This is a genomic window from Bartonella gabonensis, from assembly GCF_903679515.1.
Classification (GTDB): Bacteria; Pseudomonadota; Alphaproteobacteria; order Rhizobiales; family Rhizobiaceae; genus Bartonella; species Bartonella gabonensis.
The window spans coordinates 1-19,296 of sequence record NZ_CAHOYM010000002.1 but is presented as its reverse complement, the minus strand read 5'-3'; the positions used below and the strand labels follow the sequence as shown (position 1 = coordinate 19,296).

General features: G+C 36.1%; 18 protein-coding genes and 1 pseudogene. 7 read left to right on the top strand and 12 right to left on the bottom strand.

The annotated features are described in order from the left end of the window. Positions 1-2 precede the first annotated feature (2 nt). The 6 genes from rlmN to lptC form a co-directional block, all read right to left on the bottom strand. A complete protein-coding gene (gene rlmN, locus HWX04_RS00855) occupies positions 3-1,232 on the bottom strand; it encodes a dual-specificity RNA methyltransferase RlmN (protein WP_175868358.1) in 1,230 nt (409 codons plus the stop codon). A gap of 42 nt (positions 1,233-1,274) precedes the next feature. Further along, positions 1,275-1,778 (bottom strand): invasion associated locus B family protein, encoded by a 504-nt coding sequence (locus HWX04_RS00850; RefSeq protein ID WP_175868433.1) that lies wholly within the window; start codon positions 1,776-1,778, stop codon positions 1,275-1,277. A 1,180-nt stretch (positions 1,779-2,958) separates the two neighbouring features. Continuing rightward, positions 2,959-3,423: a PTS IIA-like nitrogen regulatory protein PtsN gene (gene ptsN, locus HWX04_RS00845; RefSeq protein WP_175868357.1), complete on the bottom strand. Its 465-nt coding sequence runs from the start codon at positions 3,421-3,423 to the stop codon at positions 2,959-2,961. Positions 3,424-4,578: 1,155 nt separating this feature from the next. Further along, complete coding sequence (gene lptB / locus HWX04_RS00840; RefSeq protein WP_175868356.1) at positions 4,579-5,373, bottom strand: LPS export ABC transporter ATP-binding protein; 795 nt, start codon at positions 5,371-5,373, stop codon at positions 4,579-4,581. 6 nt (positions 5,374-5,379) lie between these two features. Next, on the bottom strand, positions 5,380-5,952 hold the full coding sequence (locus tag HWX04_RS00835; RefSeq protein ID WP_439330023.1) for an LptA/OstA family protein: 573 nt from the start codon (positions 5,950-5,952) through the stop codon (positions 5,380-5,382). A gap of 102 nt (positions 5,953-6,054) precedes the next feature. Further along, entirely contained in the window at positions 6,055-6,699 is a 645-nt protein-coding gene (gene lptC / locus HWX04_RS00830; RefSeq protein WP_175868354.1) for an LPS export ABC transporter periplasmic protein LptC, read from the bottom strand. 184 nt (positions 6,700-6,883) lie between these two features. Between lptC and ihfB the strand changes: the two genes are divergently transcribed. The 7 genes from ihfB to HWX04_RS00795 all read left to right on the top strand — a co-directional run bounded on the left by ihfB (position 6,884) and on the right by HWX04_RS00795 (position 12,365). After that, a complete protein-coding gene (gene ihfB / locus HWX04_RS00825) occupies positions 6,884-7,162 on the top strand; it encodes an integration host factor subunit beta (RefSeq protein WP_175868353.1) in 279 nt (92 codons plus the stop codon). A 7-nt stretch (positions 7,163-7,169) separates the two neighbouring features. Then, positions 7,170-7,466: a LapA family protein gene (locus HWX04_RS00820; protein ID WP_175868352.1), complete on the top strand. Its 297-nt coding sequence runs from the start codon at positions 7,170-7,172 to the stop codon at positions 7,464-7,466. Between the two features lie 177 nt (positions 7,467-7,643). Continuing rightward, positions 7,644-8,576: an RsmD family RNA methyltransferase gene (locus HWX04_RS00815; RefSeq protein ID WP_175868351.1), complete on the top strand. Its 933-nt coding sequence runs from the start codon at positions 7,644-7,646 to the stop codon at positions 8,574-8,576. A gap of 2 nt (positions 8,577-8,578) precedes the next feature. After that, positions 8,579-9,427, top strand: a complete 849-nt coding sequence (locus tag HWX04_RS00810) for a TrmH family RNA methyltransferase (RefSeq protein ID WP_175868350.1) — start codon at positions 8,579-8,581, stop codon at positions 9,425-9,427. Beyond that, a complete protein-coding gene (lspA, locus tag HWX04_RS00805; protein WP_175868349.1) occupies positions 9,424-9,927 on the top strand; it encodes a signal peptidase II in 504 nt (167 codons plus the stop codon). Before HWX04_RS00810 ends, lspA begins: the two co-directional genes overlap by 4 nt. Before the next feature lie 688 nt (positions 9,928-10,615). Further along, positions 10,616-11,389, top strand: a complete 774-nt coding sequence (locus HWX04_RS00800; protein WP_175868348.1) for a Bax inhibitor-1/YccA family protein — start codon at positions 10,616-10,618, stop codon at positions 11,387-11,389. Between the two features lie 112 nt (positions 11,390-11,501). Beyond that, a complete protein-coding gene (locus tag HWX04_RS00795) occupies positions 11,502-12,365 on the top strand; it encodes an endonuclease/exonuclease/phosphatase family protein (RefSeq protein WP_175868347.1) in 864 nt (287 codons plus the stop codon). Between the two features lie 6 nt (positions 12,366-12,371). On the opposite strand, the gene polA is transcribed toward HWX04_RS00795, so the two are convergent. From polA to HWX04_RS00765, 6 genes and pseudogenes are all read right to left on the bottom strand, one after another. Further along, positions 12,372-15,281, bottom strand: coding sequence for a DNA polymerase I (gene polA, locus HWX04_RS00790; protein WP_175868346.1), 2,910 nt, complete (start codon positions 15,279-15,281; stop codon positions 12,372-12,374). Positions 15,282-15,611: 330 nt separating this feature from the next. Then, positions 15,612-16,319, bottom strand: a complete 708-nt coding sequence (dnaQ, locus tag HWX04_RS00785; protein ID WP_175868345.1) for a DNA polymerase III subunit epsilon — start codon at positions 16,317-16,319, stop codon at positions 15,612-15,614. A 4-nt stretch (positions 16,320-16,323) separates the two neighbouring features. Continuing rightward, positions 16,324-16,911, bottom strand: a complete 588-nt coding sequence (gene coaE / locus HWX04_RS00780; RefSeq protein WP_175868344.1) for a dephospho-CoA kinase — start codon at positions 16,909-16,911, stop codon at positions 16,324-16,326. Beyond that, a pseudogene (locus HWX04_RS00775) lies at positions 16,908-17,779 on the bottom strand (shikimate dehydrogenase). Before HWX04_RS00775 ends, coaE begins: the two are co-directional and overlap by 4 nt. Next, positions 17,772-18,368, bottom strand: coding sequence for a Maf family nucleotide pyrophosphatase (locus tag HWX04_RS00770; protein WP_175868343.1), 597 nt, complete (start codon positions 18,366-18,368; stop codon positions 17,772-17,774). Before HWX04_RS00770 ends, HWX04_RS00775 begins: the two are co-directional and overlap by 8 nt. Positions 18,369-18,378: 10 nt before the next feature. Next, positions 18,379-19,203 (bottom strand): pyruvate, water dikinase regulatory protein, encoded by an 825-nt coding sequence (locus HWX04_RS00765; protein WP_175868342.1) that lies wholly within the window; start codon positions 19,201-19,203, stop codon positions 18,379-18,381. Positions 19,204-19,296 lie beyond the last annotated feature (93 nt).

Below are 19,296 nucleotides of genomic sequence, written 5' to 3'. Positions count from 1 at the left end.
GTTTACCTGCTGTTTATAGCGTTTTCCAACTGCAAACGTTCAGATTTACGTAAACGCTCTGAAACAGATTTAAGTTGACCACACGCAGCTAAAATATCGCGCCCACGTGGTATCCGAATAGGGGAGGGATAACCTGCTTGGTTGAGCACATCGACAAAACGCTCGATTTGTTCCCAATCAGAACATTGATAATTACTTCCTGGCCATGGATTAAAAGGGATTAAATTAATCTTCGCTGGAATACCTTTTAGCAACTGTATTAATCGCTGAGCATCATCTAAACTATCATTGATATCTTTCAGCATAACATATTCAAATGTGATTCGTTTTGCATTAGACAGACCAGGATATTGACGGCAAGCATCCATGAGCTGAGCAAGCGGATATTTTTTATTGATAGGAACAAGCATATCCCTTAGTGTATCGTGTACGGCGTGGAGTGAAATTGCTAACATAACACCAATTTCTTCTCCAGTTCGAATAATTCCAGGAACAACGCCACTGGTTGAAAGTGTAATCCGACGCTTTGATAAAGAAAGCCCATCGCCATCAGAAGCAATTAATAAAGCTTTTTTGACTGCTTCAAAATTATAAAGAGGTTCTCCCATCCCCATCATAACAATATTGGTAATTTTGCGCCCTTCAACAGGAACAATTGCCCCATCAGGCGTATCCTTATCAGGAAAATCACCCAAACAATCCCGTGCAACCAATAACTGTGCTAGAATTTCTTCCGCGGTTAGATTGCGAACAAGTACTTGCGTTCCCGTATGACAAAAAGAGCAGGTTAATGTACACCCTACCTGCGATGAAAGACATAAAGTTCCACGGCCCTCTTCAGGGATATAAACCGTTTCAATTTCAACAGGTCTTCCAGCCCCCCGTGCTGGAAAACGTAAGAGCCATTTACGTGTACCATCCTTTGATATTTGTTCTCCAATAATTTCCGGACGTGCAATGGAAAAATGACGTTTAAGTGTTTCTTGCATTGCTTTAGAAATGTTTCGCATTTCATCAAAATTTGAAACGCCACGTACATAAAGCCAATGCCAAAGCTGACGTGCACGCATACGCGTTTGACGCTCTGGTACACCAAGTATCTTTAAAGCTTGCACTATTTCATCTTGCGATAACCCAATTAAAGAGAGCTTAGAACTCTCCTTCACAATTACATTATCTGTTTTTCGTGCTACATATGAACCAACAGGTCTAAGATCATAGGAAATAGCCATTGCTTCCCAATTTACATTACTATTCTAGAAGTTATTAAAACTTTAATGGCACTTTTGAGCCGCATTTAAAGCAGCAGTAACCCCTTTTAAGGAATAAGTATAGGTGGTATACGTTCCCCGTTTTGATATTGCTTTCACTGTCATATTGTTTCCAGCACGCATAGCAGAAACAAGTTGCTTTTCTTGCTCTGATGAAGCCAACCAAGCTGAGGAATCCTTCGTGAAAAAATCAAAGTCCTTATCTCCAATGGTCACCGTCACTCTCGACCCTTCTTGAAGCGTATAACCAGCCATAAACTGCGGTTCAAAAGAAACAGGCGATTGAGAACGCTTGGTAACTAAGAAAAAATTATCACCATGATTAACCGTCGTTGGAAGAGCCTTCAAAGGAACAGATAACACATAGCAAATCGTATTTTGAGACGATTTATAAGAATAAGCTCCCCACGCTTCAAATTGATTTAAACGGCTTGGCGTTTGTGCGCACGCGACTCCAGCTGTAACAAGAACCATTACAGACGCAGCAATAACATTCTTTTCAAACATCTTCATTTAGCTCACTTCTTTAATCTCTAACAAGATTCTCTTCATTGGAAAAGTTTAAACAAAAACTCCTCGATACTCATGTGTAATTATCCTAATTCCTTCAATAAGCGAAATATTTTCACAGAAACCAGAACATATTTTTACGTTCCATTGTGACCTTTTAATCGTTACCAAAATATGAACTTTTTATTCAATAATTACATTAAAAAACAACATTTCCGATCTCATATTGCTCATTTCGTTTTTGCATAAAAACGATCTCTTTAAGCAATAAGATTTCAAAACAAGATGAAAATATACCCTGCACTCTCCCAAAAAATCTCATAGCCTCGTGAATATCACTTCTCAACTTTACAGATTCAATACATGGTCCGTAAGATACTCCACCTTTCACTCATTATAGTGTATTCATACTTTGTATTCAATATCGTCATGATATCGTCTTTTCATAAATCTTTAAAATATCTTGCAAAAATAACCAAATATTATCAACATATTAAATCATGAAACATAGAAATCTTAGATTCTGTCTCCATAACAACATGCAACTTTGTTTCTTATGTTCCGATTTCTCTATCTATCTCATCTCCAATTGTTAATTTCTAAAATGATTTTAACCAATTATACAAGCTTAACCATATTATTAGTGCGTTAGAGAATATCTTCGTTTCTGTTACAAAAATCTCTATGCACAAAATAAATTTTTCTGTTGATTTCTTATTCGCCCTCAAAGGGTGAAGATTCTTAACTCAATCTGGCCTATCAACAGTTCGGATTTTATCAATCGCGCTTCTCTCGTCTTCAAATTCATAGGATTCACTTAAATTAAAGATTCGACGAGAAATTCCTGCTTAAGAATATTTACGAAGTATTCTAAACGCACTCAATGTATGAAGGAAATTTACATGCTTTATCTCACTATACTTCACATGATATTATTTTATAGCATAAAAGGATAAACGAATTCAAAAGCATAACGATTAGGTACCTTAAATATATGAAAAAAATAAAAGACAAACGTTTCATCTTTGTCGCTTTCTCATAAAAAAAGGTTTGCTTAGAAACAATTTTTTACTATCGCATAAAGTAATTCGCTGTTATCATTCCTCTAAGATAAAAATTATATTATTTTTTACACTCTATGGTGTATATTTAGCAATTTATACACTCATACTCCCTTTTAAGCCGCATTTGATTCTGAAGTTTGAAGCAATAAAGCATAAAGCGCATTGGCATTATGCGTAGTGCGCAATTTTTGCACAACATCAGCATGACGTAAAATACGTGCAATTTGTGATAAAGCTTTTAAGTGATCTGCACCAGCATTTTCAGGTGCCAAAAGGAGAAAAACGAGGTCTATAGGCTCGTCATCGAGAGCTTCAAAATCAACTGGACTTTCAAGACGTGCAAATATACCAATAATCCGATTAATATCAGGTAACTTTCCATGAGGAATAGCAATACCACCACCAAGCCCCGTTGAACCAAGCTTCTCGCGTTGTAAAACAATATCAAAAATTACATGCTCACTAAGACCTGTTAGCTGAGACGCTTTTTCGGCTAAAATTTGCAGAACTTGTTTTTTCGAATTAGCCTTAAGAGCCGGAATAATTGCTTCCGGTGCTATTAACTCACTCAAATTCATCCTTTAATTTTCCTCTTACACGCTCAAATGCTCACCAATAAACCTATAAACGGTATCGATACTTAAAGTTCTTGCACTTTTCGCAACATCGCATGTGTTTTTATTTTCCAATTTATAATGGGTGATAGCTTAATACGTCTCATATCACTTTTAACAGAACAATAAATAGTTTTTAGCTCCTCATTAACAGCATGAGAAAAGAAGTTGTTCATAAAATTAATTTCCTTAAGACACTAGAAAACGGCATTATTCATAAATTTATTAAACTTGTCACAAGAGTTAATTTATAACTCCCCATCAGGTTGTTTTCTTTCTTTTTAAATAAACTCTTAATAGAATGAGAAGCGCATTGAGCAAAATAGACCTTTAGTTTGAAAATCACTATATAGCTTAAACAAAGCCTTATAACAAGAACCTAAAGGCTTTTAGAAATTTAATAATTATTTTAAAAGAGTTATAGATTTAACCTGATATCTGTCGCCGCGCTCCTATTTTTAAATACGCCGTACAAACCAATAAAACACGACAATTCCTATTAAATAAACGCAATATATAACAGATGCTCTAAACAAAATACCCAAAAAAGCATCATAGATATGTGCTTTGATTCGACAAAGAAAATATGATGAATATCTCTCACCTTTTAAAAACACACGCATTTATTTGCAGCTTCGTTTATCACTCAATTATTAAGTTAATCTCGTGATATCCTTTCTATGATACAATCATGAGTAAGCTCAACCAATAAAACAATAAACTCACCTTATAGTGATGAAGCCCTTTGCACCATTTAATGAAAATTTATTAGATTATACTCACAAAAGAAGTTTGGCATAAATAAGGAGATTTTTAATAATAATGTAATAAATACAGCTGCCAGAGAAAATCCTATTACACAGCCCAATTAAAAAAATTTATCCTAAAGTCGTATTCTTTCATTGATTTATAGCCTTTAATAACATTATCATGGTTTCTACAGCAAAAGAACAATTGCCTTTGTTTCTGTAAAGAAATATATCGATAATATGCTTTCTTAATAATCAAAATAAAACCTCATCTGCCTCCTTTGGAATGTGTTTGATTATTTAAAATAGTGTTTGTAACGACTATGTTGTTTCTGTGAAACTTAAATGAAAACGCATCAAGGCTATAAAATCATAGAGAAAACTGATTTCCCAAATAAATTCTACGAACATCAACGTTGTTGATAATATCATTAGGACGACCGTGAACTAACACTTTACCGCTGTGAATAATATAAGCGCGGTCGACAAGCCCTAATGTCTCGCGCACATTATGATCTGTTATTAAAACACCAATGCCACGCCGCGTTAAATGACGGATAAGCTGCTGAATATCAAAAATGGCGATAGGATCAATTCCTGCAAATGGTTCATCAAGTAACATAAAATTGGGGCGAGAAGCTAAAGCGCGCGCAATTTCAAGTCGTCGACGCTCCCCTCCTGACAAAGAAAGGGCTGGCATTTTGCGTAAATGATCAATTTTAAATTCATGTAAAAGAGCATCTAAATCTTCTCGTAGTTTAAGACGTTTTTTCTCTACAACCTCTAAAACAGCTTTAATGTTATTTTCCACGGAAAGACCACGAAAAATAGAAGCTTCTTGGGGAAGATACCCAATACCTAAACGTGCGCGTTGATACATCGGAAGATGCGTAATATCAAATCCATCAATTTTAATGGATCCTCCATCAGTTTTTATGAGCCCCGTAACCATATAAAAACAAGTTGTTTTACCTGCCCCATTGGGCCCTAAAATGCCAACGGCTTCTCCTGTGCGAATGCCAAAAGAAACACCATTAACAGTTGGTCTTCCTCGATAAACTTTAATTAAATGACTGGCAATCAAAGTCCCTTTTAAGCGCTTTTTTGAAGCGTCACTTGCAAGATCATACTGATCAGTCTGTTTTTTTCTTTTGATTCCAAACATGAAATCTTAATGGCCATTTTTTTGATTTTGTTTTAAAATAATAGAAACGCGACCTTTTTTCTTAGCCATCTCACAACCTTCTAAAAAAGCTTTTCCGCTTTCCATATTTGCCGTTAGTTTGCATCCTGTTGCTACATTGTCACCATCCGTTAATACAACATGATTCCCCGTTAAACTCATCATGTTTGATTTTCCATCAAAAACGCCTTTATCCCCCGTAGCAATTTGCGTCGCTATTTTTATATAGACTTTTCCTAAGGCTTCCATTTTTTGTATGCCCGACGAACCCAAAAAAGCAACAGATGATGCCTTTGTATCTTCCTTATTTCTATCCGTTCCTTTATGGGCTTTATCGTAATAAACAACTAATTTTTCCGTCCGTAAAAGACGTTCCCCTTGCACCACTGAAACATCACCCTTTAAAAGCGCTATCCCTTCTTTATCACGTATTTCTAAAGAATCTGCATGAAGTTCTACCGGTTCTTTGTCGTTTGATAAACTTATTCCAAAATGAGTTCCTTCAGCATATCCTAAAACCGCTCCTCCTCCTAACATTCCCATGTTAAAAGCCAACGTCATACCTATCCATCTTTTGTATGGTCTCATTCTTTCAATTCTTCTGTTTGTATATACACATACTTCTCTTTTAAATATCCCTTTTAAATTTGTATTGATATTGCGTCACTGCTTTTGAATCACTAAATGCACACCACCATGGAAATACATGTTTTTTCCTTTTTCTCGAATTTGTAAGGCATTGGCAGCAAGATGAAAACCGTCCCGCTGAATATTAATACGTTGATCTGTTTTTAATTGTCCCTCAGATAAATTAATATCAGCAGACATAAATTGTGCCATCATCCCATCATTCGTCGTAATGGTGAATGGCTTATCCAACTGTAAAAAACCATGAATGTTATCGTAAACGCCCTCTTGTGCTGCGAGAAAAACCTGTCTTTGTTGGCCCATAGATGCTTTTGCTGTGATGTTTTGTAATCCAATTATTCCAGAGCGCATATGATCTTGAAATGCCTTTTCTGCTTTAAGCCAATAAGGTTCATGAGCACGCGTATAGCCTTCTAATTTTGGATTGAGCATCGTCAAATTGGTCACCTCACTCTCTTCATTATTAAAAGGTATAGAATTAGAAGTATCGGGAACCAAGAAAAACGTAAACCCGTAAAAAAACAGCGCTGAAACTAACGTTAAGAGGGGCAAAAAAATTTTTAATAGGCTAATACGACGCGAATGCCGAGATGCTTTTTTAAAAACATCTCCAACAGATGATTGCATTGAAAAGACTTCATAATGATTGTGTAGGGACATACTCTCCTAATCTCTTAAATATCCCGCATTTCTAATCTGTATAACCTTTATAAGAGGTATTTTCAAATTTTGTTTCTTAAAATTTGTTTTTTCTTGGTTTTATTTTGCTTTTATCCGTTTATATATTGTAATATGCATGAAGTGTACAATTATAAAAAGTTTTTTGTGTGAAAGTGAGGCTATTGTGGTTAAATCAGAGCTTGTGCAAATTATTGCTCGTCACAACCCGCATCTTTTTCAACGGGATGTGGAAAATATTGTAAACGCTATTTTTGAAGAAATTTCAACAGCTCTTGCTAATGGCGATCGTGTTGAAATTCGTGGATTTGGAGCTTTTTCTGTAAAAAGCCGTTCAGCCCGTAATGGACGTAATCCACGAACAGGGGAAGCCGTTGCTGTTGAAGAAAAGTGGATTCCTTTTTTCAAAACGGGCAAAGATTTACGCGACCGTCTTAATCAGTGAGAAACTTATGATCATTAAACGTATTCTTCTAACAAGTATCGGTGTGATAATCACAGCGTTTTTGATTGTTTTTATCGTAGCTAATCGTCAAATAGTTCCGTTAACCCTTGATCCTTTTCGAGCAAATTCTGAGAGTTTTACTTATCACGCTCCTCTCTTTATATGGCTCTTTATTTTTTTTAGTTTTGGTATTTTATTAGGAAATCTGATCCGTTGGTTTTCCTATCACAAATGCAAAAAAGCTCTCAAAAAAAGTCAAACCGAGATCGAAAAATTGAAAACATCTATCACAAATCTGGTATAATGGTCTTTTAAGGAAATCTTTTTACTCTTTAGTATTTTATATTTAATACAGAGTTTAAAGAGCTCTTTTTCTTTTTTCTATACGTGTTTTAATTAATTTTAGCTCTTTTGTACTTTTACAAAACATTTAAGAGCTTTATAATATAATTTTTATACCTCATATACCGTGATACAAAACATGCCTGTACAACGCTCTCAATCCTCCCGCAAAAATAAATATCCGCAGGAAAATTTGCCTCTTATTTTAGAAACGGGTATGAGTGAAAATTATGCTCTCATTGATTCTGGTCATGGACAAAAATTAGAGCGTTATGGAGCTTATAGAATTATTCGACCAGAAGGTCAAGCGCTATGGAAACCCGCTTTATCGCAAAAACAATGGGCTGATGTTGATGCTATTTTCACAGGAAACCGTGATGAAGAAGGCGTTGGTCGTTGGCATTTTCCTAAAAAGCCACTTGATGAAACATGGCCACTTTCTTGGAATAGATTGTCTTTTCTAGGTCGCTTTACTTCCTTTCGTCATGTAGGTTTTTTTCCTGAACAAGATGCCCATTGGCGCTCTATGGAGGAACAAATTATTAAAGCCAAACGTCCTATAAAGCTATTGAATCTTTTTGGCTATACAGGTGTTGCCTCTTTGATTGGAGCACGAGCGGGGGCAAACGTTACCCATGTTGATGCTTCTAAAAAAGCTATTACGTGGGCAAAAGCTAATCAGGAAAGAGCAGGATTACCCGATTATTCTATTCGCTGGATTTGCGATGATGCTGTAAAATTTGTTGAGCGAGAACTGCGTCGCAGAAAAAGCTATGATATGATCCTTCTTGATCCCCCTGCTTATGGGCGTGGCCCCCATGGCGAAGTTTGGCAACTGTTTGATCATTTACCAGCAATGATCGAAAATTGTCGTAAACTTCTCTCTGATAAGCCGCTCTCTGTTGTCCTTACAGCTTATTATATTCGTGCTTCCTTCTTTGCACTTCATGCTTTAATGCGCGATGCATTTGTAAATCTTGGTGGTACGGTCGAATCAGGAGAGCTCATTTTGCGTGAAGAAGTTGCGGGGCGTGCCCTTTCTACTTCTCTTTTTAGCCGTTGGATTGCTTGAATATGTGTGGTCCCAATACTGGTAGAGTAAAAGAAATTACCTCTCTTAGCAACCCTATTATAAAAGATCTTAAAGCACTTAACCAAAAGAAAAACCGTCATCGAGAAGGTCTTTTTATGGCAGAGGGATTGAAATTGGTCATTGATGCTCTCAATCTCGGTTGGACAATACAGACACTTATTTTTTCTAAAAGCGAAATTGGTAATGCCACCATCGAAAATACTGCTGCACGCGCTGTAGCCAATGGTGGTTTGGTTATCAAAGCCTCACAAAAGGTTATGGAATCACTTACTCGACGCGATAATCCACAAACTGTTATTGGTATTTTTACACAAAAATGGCACCCTCTTGAAATGATAAAAGGGCAAGCTAAAGATGTTTACATCGCGCTTGATCGCGTGCGTGATCCTGGAAATCTTGGGACCATTATTCGCACAGCTGATGCTGTAGGTGCTAAAGGTGTTTTTTTAATTGGCGAAACAACAGATCCTTTCTCACCTGAAACAGTTCGCGCAACCATGGGATCTATTTTCTCTATACCTCTTTATCGTTTTGATGAAAGCACCTTTTTAAAATGGTCAGCTCACTTTAAAGGCATGATCGTTGGCACACACCTCAAAGGATCTCTGGATTATCGGACTATTGATTTCAAAAATGGTCCGATAATCCTTTTAATGGGAAATGAAAAACAGGGCTTATCAGACATTCTTACACGTCGGTGTGATAAACTTGCGCGTATTCCACAAAGTGGACGTGCTGACTCGCTTAATCTGGCTATAGCAACAGCTGTTATGCTTTATGAAATCCGTCGTCCTTATTTAACACTGGAACCATGTGAGGAAAAAATATGATCCGAAAATCACTCTCTTTTCTTCTCTTGGGCCTAGTCCTCACAGTGGGACTTGACCAAACTGTTAAGTACTGGGTTATACACAATATGCCTTTAGGAACAGAAATCCCGCTTATTCCTTTCCTTTCCCTTTATCATGTGCGTAATTCTGGCATTGCATTTTCGTTTTTTTCCTCCTTTTCTCACTGGGGAATCATTGCTATTACGCTTGTTATTATTGTTTTTCTTTTATGGTTATGGAAAAACACTGAATATCATAAATTTTTAATGCGCTTCGGCCTTATCCTTATTATTGGGGGAGCAATCGGCAACCTTATTGATCGTATTCGCTTTCATCATGTCACTGATTATATACTCTTTTATATTGATGACATTTTTTATTTTGCTATTTTCAATCTTGCAGATAGTTTTATCACTATCGGTGTTATTGCCATCCTTATTGAAGAATTATGTACTTGGATGAAAGAAAAACGTCATTCCAACCGTACATCCTCTCATTGAGGTTCTCATCGCCTTTATCAAAGACAGAGATTGTTAACCATCGTAAACCTGATTACAATAGGATTTATGAGAGATCTTTTTATTCCTTTTTTACAGCTTTTTATCCGCACGCTAATCCAGATCATGTCGTGCAAGAAAGTGATCTTTATTGATTTAATATTAATAGATTTGTCATCAGAGAATCTTACGATATTTTTTTGGGGTATTTAGAGTAGAAAATTAATTATATCATTATATATCAAAGTGTTATATAAAAACTCAATTCAAGTAAGTCTTCATTATTGGACAGAGAAAATATAATCTTTAAAGATTGAAAAATAGCGTGATATTAGGCCCCACTCTCCTCATCACTGTTTTAAATAGATATTTTGTAGCTGGAAATTATAGGGTTCCTGTGAATAATAAAAAAACTTTCTTATCATCTTTTTATTTTGCAAAAATGTGGTAAAAAAATGGAAATATTTTTCATAAAAATAAACCTTTTCCTTACCAATTTGTAAGGTTATTTACTTAGATAAATCTCTTGTAATTTTTAAATAAATCTCCATAATAAAGGGAAATATGCTGGGATTCCGCCAGTGATTCTGAAGGTTTCTTTGTATTCGCCAAATTAAGGCTTTGTCTCTGGAATGTAAGAGACTCTAAAGCCCGATACCTGACGGGACATAATGCTAAAGGATTTTATATTATGGCTAATTTTAAAAATTTACGTTCAGCGCCTGCCTCTCATGCTGATGCATCAATTGATTTGGGATTGCGCGACTATATGTTGGGCGTCTACAATACAATGGCCATTGGTTTGCTTATTACAGCGGCTGCCGCTTATGCAATTGTATCATTAGCAACGACAACAGATATGAGCCAAGCAGCAGCTCAAATCAGTAGCAGTGTTTATTTAACATCATTTGGAGTAACATTTTATACATCGCCATTCTCTTATATTGTGATGTTTGCGCCTCTTGTTGCAATTTTATTCCTCAGTTTTAAAATTAATGCATTGAGCACAAATACTGCTCGTAGCCTCTTTTTTGGTTATGCTGCTCTGGTTGGGCTTTCATTATCTTCAATCGTTTTGCGTTATACGACAGAGAGTATTGTACAAACCTTTGTCATTTCCGCTGCAACTTTTGGAGCTCTTTCACTTTATGGATACACAACAAAGCGTGATCTTACAGCAATTGGTTCGTTCTTATTCATCGGATTGATTGGTTTGTTGCTTTCTATGGTTGTGAACATTTTTCTTGGATCAAGTGCTTTGCAATTTGCTATCTCTGTTATTGGTGTTTTTATCTTTGCTGGTTTAACAGCTTACGATACTCAGAACATTAAGTTGATGTATTATGAAGGAGATGAATACGATACCAGAGGTCGTAAAGTTATTATGGGCGCGTTGAGTCTTTATCTTGATTTCATCAATATGTTTATTTTCTTGCTACAATTTCTCGGCTCAAACCGTGATTGATTACAAAAATCATCGCTTAATGAAAGAACCTTGTTTCTAAAAGAGACAAGGTTCTTTTGTTTTTAGTGTAAGTTTTTACCCTTTGCCTCTTAGGGATTATTCTTTTAGCAAAATGACAAAAATACCTTATAAGCAAAAATTCCCTTGGTTTAGCGCTTTTATCCAACAAAAGCTCCATAACTCCCTTTTAAAGGTTATTCATAATCGCGCTTATCATCAATCAAATACCCTAAACCAAAATAATCATTATGATCTGACTGTTGCTTCCTATAATGTGCACAAATGTGTAGGTGTTGATAAAATTTTTAATCCTACACGGATTGTCCGTGTTATTACTGAATTACAAGTTGATATCCTTGCTCTTCAAGAAGCAGATAAACGTTTTGGGGAACGCATTGGTTTGATTAATCTTCAGCTGTTAAAAGCTGAAACCGGTTTGATCCCTGTGCCTCTCAATACTATGTCACCTCATGGTCACGGTTGGCATGGGAATGTGCTTTTTTTGCGAAAGGGATATATACGTGACATTTTACAAGTCACTCTTCCTGGTATTGAACCACGTGGAGCTATCATTGTAGAACTGGAAATGGCAGCAGGCCCTCTTCGTATTATTGCGGCTCATTTCGGCTTATTACGTTATTCTCGTAAACAACAAACAAAAACGCTCCTTGCAATTTTACAAAAACGCTCCCTTATGCCTACACTCCTTATTGGAGATTTTAACGAATGGCGGATAGGAAAAGGCTCATCTTTAAATCATTTTTATCCCTATTTTGATAGCACATTTGAAGTTGTACCAAGCTTTCCCTCTCGCTTTCCTCTTTTAGCCCTTGATCGCGTTTTTGCCTTTCCTCACCAATTGGTAACAAATCTTGAAAATCACCATTCACCACTTGCGCGCATTGCCTCAGATCATTTGCCAATCAAAGCTTATCTTAATCTTGCTAACGCAACAAATATCCTTAAAAATAAATGAAAAAAGTTAATGTGCCTCATCCCAGTTTTGAGCCGTCATAACTTTTACCTCAAGGGGTACAGACAAAGATAAAACCGGCATTGTAGCATTTTCCATAACATTTTTAACAACAGCCATGGTTTTTTCACGCTCATTTTCTGGTACTTCAAAAATCAGTTCATCATGCACTTGCAGCAACATTTTTGCTGATAGTTTTTCTTCTTTTAAAGCATCTTCCATCTGTATCATAGCACGGCGAATAATATCGGCCGCTGAACCTTGAATTGAAGCATTGATCGCTGCTCGCTCATTAAGAGAACGAATTTTTACATTCTTTTCTTTTATTTCTGGATAATGGATACGACGTCCAAAAATTGTTTCTACATAACCATTCTCACGCGCAAATCTTTTGGTTTGTTCCATATAATCTTTAATTCCTGGAAATCTTTCAAAATAAAGTTGAATATAACGACTCGCTTCTTGGCGGGAAATTCCTAATTGATTGGCTAATCCAAAAGCTGAAATACCATAAATAATACCAAAATTAATCGCCTTTGCACGCCGTCGTATATCTGAATGCATTTCCTCTATGGCAACGCCAAACATTTGTGATGCCGTTATAGCGTGAATATCATGCCCTTTAGCAAAAGCTTCTTTTAATGCTTTTATATCCGCAATATGTGCAAGAATGCGTAATTCAATCTGACTATAATCAGCAGAAAGCAAAACATGTTCTTTGGGAGCAATAAAAGCTGTTCGAATTTTACGTCCTTCAGCAGTTCGTACTGGAATATTTTGCAAATTTGGCTCTGATGATGATAACCGCCCTGTTGATGTTATTGCCAAAGAATAATTCGTGTGAACACGCCCTGTTTTGGGTAAAATATAAGAAGGCAAAGCATCGGCATAGGTAGATTTTAGCTTTGCAAGCTGACGCCACTCAATAATTTTACGCGGTAAAATGTGACCTTCAGCAGACAACTCTTCTAAGGTTTGTGCAGAAGTTGACCATTGTCCGCCCTTGGTCTTAGCGCCTCCAGGCAATCCCATTTTACCAAAAAGGATATCGCCTAATTGCTTTGGCGAAGCAAGATTAAACTTTTCATCAGCTTGTTTGTAAATTTCTTCTTCTAAAATCAAAGCAGCTTGCGCCAATTCTCCTGAAAGACGCAATAAAATCTGCCTATCAATAAGAATTCCACGCTCTTCCATTCTTGCTAAAACTTCTACAAGAGGGCGATCAAGGCGCTCATAAATTTTTGTCATGCCCTGAGCAACAAGTTGCGGTTTCAATACTTGCCAAAGACGTAGCGTTATATCGGCATCTTCTGCCGCATAAAGGGTCGCTTGTTTTAAATCTACTTGTGCAAAAGAAGTAATTTTTTTTCCGTTATGTGTTAAATCCTTATAAGCGATTGGTTGGTGTTCAAGCCAACGTTCAGATAAATCATCCATATTATGGGTCAAAGTTCCAGCATCCAAAGCATAAGACAAAAGCATGGTGTCATCAAAAGAACGTATCACAATGTCGTATTGCTTCATCACCAACCAATCATATTTTATATTTTGACCAATTTTTAACACCGCAGAATCTTCTAATATCGGTTTTAAAAGTGCTAAAGCTTTTCGAGTCTCAATCTGCGAGGCAATACGCCCACCCCTTAAAAGATCTTCCTCTCCTTCATAAAAATGTTCAAGAGGTATATAAGCTGCTTTTTCTGGCTGTAATGCGAGTGAAAAACCAACAAGCTTTGCTTGCATAGGATCAAGAGAGGTTGTTTCAGTATCAAAAGAAAAAAAACCCTGCTCTTGTGCTTGTGATAACCACTCTTTTAAAATTTCCTCATCAAGAATTGTGGTATAAGCTTCTCTTGTAATTTTTTGAGTCAGTGCTTGTTCTTTGCGTTTTTGTGCAAAAAATTGGGGAGAATTTTCAGAAAAATTATGAAGAGATGCTTTCTCAATATTTTTTATATCAGAATCATGCTCGTGACTCAGTTTTTCCCATTCAATATCTACCTCAAGTGCATCAATAACAGCTGCATCGCATGTTGTTGCCTCTGCCACGCGACGTGTTAATGTTGAAAATTCCATAGCTTTCAAAAAAGCAATTAAGCGTGGTCCATCTTGTGGCTCTAAAATAAAATCATCTAAATAACTGTCTATAGGGACATCTGTTTTAAGCCTAACAAGTTCACGAGAAATTTTAACCTGTTCACTATAAGCTTGTATGTTTTCACGTCGTTTTGTTTGTTTAATTTCCATCACACGTTGCAACAAAATATCAAGAGAACCAAACTGTTTTAACAACTGAGCGGCAGTTTTGGGTCCAATGCCTGGAATACCCGGTATATTATCCGTAGAATCTCCAATTAACGCTTGTAAATCGATCATTTTTTCAGGGGGAACCCCCCATTTTTCTATAACTTCTGAGATACCTATATGCTTGTCTTTCATTCCATCATACAAGGATACATGCTTATTGACGAGTTGCATAAGATCCTTATCAGAAGAGATAATCGTCGTTTTTGCACCAACCTTTGTTGCCAATTGTGCATAGGTTGCTATCAAATCATCTGCTTCAAAGCCTTCCTTTTCAATACAAGGCAAATTAAAAGCCTTTGTTGCTTGGCGTATTAACGCAAATTGAGGAATTAAATCTTCAGGAGGTTCAGAGCGATTCGCTTTATATTGAGGATAAATTTGTTTCCTAAAAGTATCAGATGAATAATCAAAAATAACAGCAAAGTGGGTTGGAACAAGACCTGTCGCTGTATTACGAGCATCACAGAGTAATTTCCATAACATATTACAAAAACCAGCTACTGCTCCTACAGGAAGCCCATCCTTTTTACGTTTTAAAGGCGGCAAAGCGTAATAAGCACGAAAAACATAGCCTGATCCGTCAACCAACAAAAGATGATCTGTTGCTTTCATGACAATTTTATTTCTCCATTTCAGCTAAAAAAAACACACATCACCCTTATATATTTTTTTCACTTTTATTTTAATTTTTTTCACTTTGCCTCTAAAAAGCCATTTTTTATTTCCATAAGACATGAAGTCGTTACACTTTATATTACGTACCTAGAGCTTTTCTTTGCTGTTACAGGATTAATAGCTTTCATTTTGCTCCTCCTATGATAGCTGAGGTACGATGTAGCGACAAGGTCGTTGTGGTGTTCCCCTCCCCACAACGACCGTTTTTTTTGGCATCCGTATTTTTTATTTTTAATCTTAAGTAATTTTTTTAAAAAGGTAAGGATGTTATTCGTGAATTTTGAAGTTATTCCACAGCGCTTTTTCACCCATTTTATTGATAAAATCAGCGTGCAACCTTTTTTCCTGTGCACTCAATCTTGAAGGTAAAGCCTGTGGACGAGATTTAACTGCATAAGACGTATCTTTATCATTTTGGGTATATTCATCAACACTTCTTCTGTTTTCAAAACCCAATACGCCCTGCTTTCCACCAATCAGTTCAATATAAACATCGGCCAAAATCTCTGCATCGAGCAAAGCACCATGAAGAACACGATGACTGTTATCAATTCCAAAACGTTTGCATAAAATATCAAGAGAATTAGGGCTCATAGGAAATTTACGCCGTGCCATAGCCAATGTATCAAGAATATTATCAACACTGATAAGCGGCTTCTTGACGCGTTTTAATTCTGCATTAATAAAGCCTATATCAAAACTCGCATTATGCGCAATCATGGTCGCACCATTGATAAATTCCAAAAATTCATCAACAATATCACTAAAGCTTTTCTCGTTTTTTAAGCGTTCATTGGTTAATCCGTGAATTGCGACAACTTCATCAGGAATAATAACGCCTTCAGGATTTAAATAAACGTGAAACTGGCGCCCCGTAAGATAACGATCAACCATTTCTACACAACCAATTTCGATTATGCGATCTTTCTCTTTATCTAAACCTGTTGTTTCTGTATCAAAAATAATTTCCCGCATAACTTCAATTCTTTAGCAATTTTTTTATTACATCAAAAACCTGTTGACGTGTATTCTCCAAATCTCTCCCTGTATCAATAATAAAATCAGCACGTTCCCGTTTTTTTTCATCCGGCATTTGCCTCGCATTGATAAAGGCAAATTTTTTCTCATTCATACCTTGGCGAATCATTACACGTTCTTTTTGTATTTCTGGTGAAGCAGAAACAACAATAACGCTATCTACACGACTTTCACCATTTTTTTCAAACAGAAGTGGAATATCAAGAATAACTAATTTTTCTCCTTGATGGCGCGTTGTATCAATAAATTCTTTTTCTTTTTCTTGCACCAAAGGATGAATTATTTTTTCTAATGTTTGTAATTTTTCCTTATCATCAATCAAAATTTCAGAAAGCTTCAAACGATTAACTTCCCCGTTTTCAACAACACCAGGAAAAATATGCTCTATGCGTGACAAAGCTGGCTCACTTTTATAAAGCTGTTGTACCGCCTCATCTGCACTAAAAACAGAAATACCCATTTGCTTGAAAAAATCAGCAACTGTTGATTTTCCCATAGCAATTGATCCCGTCAATCCTACGATCTTCATTTTCTTTCTTTACTCATATCCTCTAAAATAGCTGCTCGTAACGCTTTTGTTACCTGTGGTCTTATTCCAAACCACCGTTCAAAACCTATAACAGCCTGATGTAGAAGCATTCCAAACCCATCAACAGTCCTTAGACCACAAGCTTTTGCCTGTTGTAAAAAGGGGGTTATCAATGGTGTATAAACAATATCTGTTACTAATGCCGTTTTTTTTGCTTTATGAAAATCACAAAAAAAAGCAGCACTCTTTTCTTCTGGATTTTTTATGCTAATGGAAGTTGTATTAACAATCAAATCAGCTTGATAAATTATTTCATGGATTTTATGCCAATCATAGACTTTGATGGATTTTCCAAAATGCTGAGCTAAATTATCAGCGCGTTGTTTTGTGCGGTTAACAAGATAAATCTGTTCAAATCCACGTTTTTTTAAAGCATATAGGATAGCGCGTGCAGCGCCACCTGCCCCAAAAACAAGAGCTGTTTCCCCTCCCCAATCAGATACAAAATCATCAAGATTAGCGCTAAAACCATAGGCATCACTATTTGTGGCACAAAGTTTATCTCCTTCATACCAAAGTGTATTAGCAGCACCAATCATTGTTGCTCTCTCATCTTTATAATCTGCTAAACGAAAGGCTTCCTGTTTATGAGGTAAAGTAACATTTCCTCCGCAAAATCCCATTTTTTTTAAAGACATAATAAAATGATTGAATTCTTCAGAGGTTACTTCCTGTGCAAGATATTCCCCTTGTAAACCATATTGTTTAAGCCAAAAATTATGAATTCTAGGCGATTTTGAATGATGAATAGGAAAACCAACAACAAAAGCACAGGGGTAATTTTTTTTTTTATTGTTAAGTCAACCATCAATAATCCCCAAATGACGTAATTTTACGAGTATAGGCAGTAAAGGTAAACCAACAATGGTAAAAAAATCTCCATCAATTTTTTCAAAGAGATGGATCCCTTCCCCTTCAATTTGATAGACTCCCACACTGTTTAAAACATCTTTTCCTACGCGCGCTAAGTAACGTTCAATAAATTTTGATGAAAGCAAACGTACAGACATATGTGCACTAAAAGCTTCAACCCAAATTTTTTGACCATTTTTAAATAAAGCTACCGCACTATGAAGAGAATGCGTTTTTCCTGATAACTCACATAAACGTTGATGTGCTTCCTTAATATTTGTTGCTTTATGAAAAACTTTACCTTCCAAATCAAGCACTTGATCACAACCAATAACGAAAGCAGCAGGAAAACGATCTGAAACATTTTTTGCTTTTGCACTCGCAAGAAAACAGCTGAGTTCTTTAGGTGTTTTTTCTTTTGCTTTTTTTTCTACTTCTCTTTCATCAAAAGAAGCTCCTTCAATGAAAAAATTTAAACCTGCTTTTTTCAATAATTGCGCACGATAAAAACTAACAGATGCTAATATTAATATCTCTGAATTCATTAATTTTTTCTCATTTACCTCCACGAAATCGTGATAAAAGCTCAAATATTGCCGCAGCAGTTTCTTCAATAGATCGCCTTGTGACATCAATAATAGGCCAACCAAAACGTTCGCAAATGCGTTTTGCATAGATTAATTCTTCAGCTATGTTAAGACGATTCGTATAACTATCAAGAGCAAAACCTTCTCCCAAATCCCGATTTTGACGAATATGTGAGATTCTTTCAGCTGAAGCAATTAAACCAAGAATCAAAGAATTTTTTGCCTCTAAAAGAGATTCTGGCAAATCAATATTAGGAATAAGAGGGATATTGGCTGTCTTAATTCCGCGATTTGCTAAATAAATACTTGTTGGTGTTTTAGAAGTCCTTGAAATTCCTACAATAATCACATCCGCTTCAGATAAGCTATTGGAAGACTGTCCGTCATCATGCTCTATTGTAAAATCCAATGCCTCAATACGGCGAAAATAATCTGCATTAAGATTATGTTGTGCACTCGCACGTAAGTGGGTTGGCATACCAAGGTAAGACTGAAAAGCATTAAAAACAGGATGTAATATATCAATACAGGGAACTTTTATTTTTTCGCATCTTTTTTGAAGGAGAAGCTTAAGTTCTTCATCAATTATTGTGTAAAGAACAATGCCTGGCTCTTGTTGTATTTCATCAAGAGCTTTTTGTAACTGTATTTTACTACGAATCATAGGATAGATATGCTCTGTTGCCTGAATCATTGTATACTGCGCTGCTACAGCTCTTCCAACAGAAATTAATGTTTCCCCCGTTGCATCAGAAAGCATGTGTAAATGAAAGGATTTTTTTTCTTTTATCACAAAAAAATTAACTCCTTGTTAAGATATGTGTATATATCCTTAGAATTTTTTATAAAACTAAAATTTAGGAAAAATTCTCCATTATTATGCACA